The organism is Microbacterium terrisoli (assembly GCF_030866805.1).
Lineage (GTDB): Bacteria > Actinomycetota > Actinomycetes > Actinomycetales > Microbacteriaceae > Microbacterium > Microbacterium terrisoli.
Window position 1 is genome coordinate 1,696,599 of sequence record NZ_CP133019.1, and the last position, 1,905, is coordinate 1,698,503.

General features: G+C 66.0%; 1 protein-coding gene. It reads left to right on the plus strand.

Features of this window, described 5'->3' with window-relative positions; genetic code table 11:
- Nucleotides 1-129 precede the first annotated feature (129 nt).
- Nucleotides 130-1,890: a 2-isopropylmalate synthase gene (leuA, locus tag QU603_RS07370; protein ID WP_308493833.1), complete on the plus strand. Its 1,761-nt coding sequence runs from the start codon at nt 130-132 to the stop codon at nt 1,888-1,890.
- Nucleotides 1,891-1,905: the final 15 nt, after the last annotated feature.

Below are 1,905 nucleotides of genomic sequence, written 5' to 3' on the forward strand. Positions count from 1 at the left end.
TGTACCCTATTTGCATGCGTGCAGGCTTCGTGCTTCTCCTTAGCTGCCGCGGCGAGTCCTCGTTCTAGGGCCATCCTCGTCGCGGAGCTTGCTGTCGGCCCGCAACCCAGACGAGAGAAAAGCCGCACCATGAAGAACAACCAGAAGCCCTCGACGATGCCGACCCACAAGTATCGTCCGTTCCACGAGCAGTTCCACGTCGATGTTCCCGATCGCACCTGGCCGTCCGCGCGCATCACGAAGGCGCCGCGGTGGTGCGCGGTGGACCTGCGCGATGGCAATCAGGCGCTCATCGACCCGATGAGCCCCGAGCGCAAGCGCATCATGTTCGACCTGCTCGTGCGCATGGGCTACAAAGAGATCGAAGTGGGCTTTCCCAGCGCCAGCCAGACCGACTTCGACTTCGTGCGCCAGCTGATCGATGAGAACCTGATCCCCGACGACGTCACGATCCAGGTGCTGACCCAGTCGCGGGCGCACCTCATCGAGCGCACATACGAGGCGATCTCCGGGGCCAAGCAGGCCATCGTGCACCTGTACAACTCCACGAGCATCCTGCAGCGCGAGGTCGTGTTCCGCACCGACAAGCAGGGCATCGTCGACATCGCCCTCGAGGGAGCACGGCTGTGCCGCGAGAACGAGAAGCGCGTTCCCGGAACGACGGTGTACTACGAGTACTCGCCCGAGAGCTACACGGGCACCGAGCTGGAGTTCGCCGCCGACATCTGCAACCAGGTGCTCGAGGTGTTCGAGCCCACCCGCGAACGCAACGTCATCATCAACCTCCCGGCCACGGTGGAGATGGCCACGCCGAACGTGTACGCCGACTCGATCGAGTGGATGAACCGGCACCTGAACCACCGCGAGAACGTCATCCTCTCGCTGCACCCGCACAACGACCGGGGTACGGCCGTCGCGGCTGCCGAGCTGGGCTACATGGCCGGCGCCGATCGCATCGAGGGGTGCCTGTTCGGCAACGGCGAGCGCACCGGCAACGTCGACCTCGTCACGCTGGGCGTGAACCTGTTCACCCAGGGCATCGACCCGCAGATCGACTTCAGCGACATCGACCAGATCAAGCGCACGGTCGAGCACTGCAACCAGCTGCCGGTGCCCGAGCGCACGCCGTGGGGCGGTGACCTGGTGTTCACCGCGTTCAGCGGCTCGCACCAGGACGCGATCAAGAAGGGGTTCGAGTCGATGGATGCCCGGGCAGCCGCGGCCGGTGTCACCGTCGACGAGATCGAATGGGCCGTTCCCTACCTGCCGGTCGACCCGAAGGACCTCGGGCGTTCGTATGAGGCCGTCATCCGTGTGAACTCGCAATCGGGCAAGGGCGGCGTGGCCTACCTGCTGAAGTCCGACCACGCGCTGGATCTGCCGCGTCGCCTGCAGATCGAGTTCTCGGGCGTCGTGCAGGCCAAGACCGACGCCGAAGGCGGCGAGATCACCAGTGACGAGATCTGGTCGGCATTCACCGACGAGTATCTGCCGACCGATGACGCCGCAGCCCGCTGGGGACGGTTCGAACTGCTGAGCACCCGCACCTCGAGCGACATGACCGGCGATGTCACGCTGGAGGTGACCCTGCGCGATGGGGACGTCGACGTGCAGGCCGGGGCATCCGGCAACGGCCCCGTCGATGCGTTCCTTGAGGTGCTGCACTCCGAGGGCATCGACGTCACCGTGTACGACTATGTCGAGCATGCGCTCAGCTCGGGCGGCGACGCACAGGCTGCGGCCTACGTCGAGCTGCAGGTCGACGGGCAGCGCCTGTGGGGCGTGGGCATCGACGGGGACATCTCCACGGCGAGCCTCAAGGCGATCGTGTCGGGTGTGAACCGATCGATCCGCTCGCGCGTGACCGCCCCCGAACTCGCCACGGTCTGACCGGCGCGCGCGGCG